This is a genomic window from Vibrio sp. S234-5 (genome assembly GCF_000960595.1).
Lineage (GTDB): Bacteria > Pseudomonadota > Gammaproteobacteria > Enterobacterales > Vibrionaceae > Vibrio.
On the sequence record NZ_JZAM01000022.1, the window covers coordinates 1 to 1,329 of the forward strand.

Here is a 1,329-nt window from a genome sequence, read left to right on the forward strand (position 1 = left end):
CTGAGGAATCCCCTAATGATTTTGATAAAAATCATTAAGTTAAGGTAGATACACATCTTGTCATATGATCAAATGGTTTCGCCAAAAATCAATAATCAGACAACAAGATGTGCGAACTCGATATTTTACACGACTCTCTTTACCAATTCTGCCCCGAATTACACTTAAAACGACTCAACAGCTTAACGTTGGCTTGCCACGCATTGCTTGACTGTAAAACCCTCACTCTTACCGAACTTGGCCGTAACCTGCCAACCAAAGCGAGAACAAAACATAACATCAAACGAATCGACCGATTGTTAGGTAATCGTCACCTCCACAAAGAGCGACTCGCTGTATACCGTTGGCATGCTAGCTTTATCTGTTCGGGCAATACGATGCCTATTGTACTTGTTGACTGGTCTGATATTCGTGAGCAAAAACGGCTTATGGTATTGCGAGCTTCAGTCGCACTACACGGTCGTTCTGTTACTCTTTATGAGAAAGCGTTCCCGCTTTCAGAGCAATGTTCAAAGAAAGCTCATGACCAATTTCTAGCCGACCTTGCAAGCATTCTACCGAGTAACACCACACCGCTCATTGTCAGTGATGCTGGCTTTAAAGTGCCATGGTATAAATCCGTTGAGAAGCTGGGTTGGTACTGGTTAAGTCGAGTAAGAGGAAAAGTACAATATGCAGACCTAGGAGCGGAAAACTGTAAACCTATCAGCAACTTACACGATATATCATCAAGTCACTCAAAGACTTTAGGCTATAAGAGGCTGACTAAAAGCAATCCAATCTCATGCCAAATTCTATTGTATAAATCTCGCCCTAAAGGCCGAAAAAATCAGCGCTCGACACGGACTAATTGTCACCACCCGTCACCTAAAATCTACTCTGCGTCGGCAAAGGAGCCATGGGTTCTAGCAACTAACTTACCTGTTGAAATTCGAACACCCAAACAACTTGTTAATATCTATTCGAAGCGAATGCAGATTGAAGAAACCTTCCGAGACTTGAAAAGTCCTGCCTACGGTCTGGGCCTGCGTCATAGCCGAACGAGCAGCTCAGAGCGTTTTGATATCATGCTGCTAATCGCCCTGATGCTTCAACTAACATGTTGGCTTGCGGGCGTTCATGCTCAGAAACAAGGTTGGGACAAGCACTTCCAAGCTAACACAGTCAGAAATCGAAACGTACTCTCAACAGTGCGCTTAGGCATGGAAGTTTTGCGGCATTCTGACTACACAATAACAAGGGAAGACTTACTCGTGGCTGCAACCCTGCTTGCTCAAAATCTATTCAAACATGGTTATGCTTTGGGGAAATTATGAGGGGATCCCTCAG

At 44.0% G+C, this 1,329-nt stretch carries 1 protein-coding gene; it reads left to right on the forward strand.

What is annotated here, in order from left to right; translation table 11 throughout:
• The first annotated feature begins 107 nt into the window (after positions 1 to 107).
• Positions 108 to 1,316, forward strand: coding sequence for an IS4-like element ISVsa5 family transposase (locus tag UF06_RS00095; protein WP_045568620.1), 1,209 nt, complete (start codon positions 108 to 110; stop codon positions 1,314 to 1,316).
• The last annotated feature ends 13 nt before the right edge of the window (positions 1,317 to 1,329 follow it).

Excerpts from the sequence above, each read along its gene's own strand:
- UF06_RS00095 (WP_045568620.1), top strand. The coding sequence starts at position 108 with ATGTGCGAACTCGATATTTTACACGACTCTCTTTACCAATTCTGCCCC.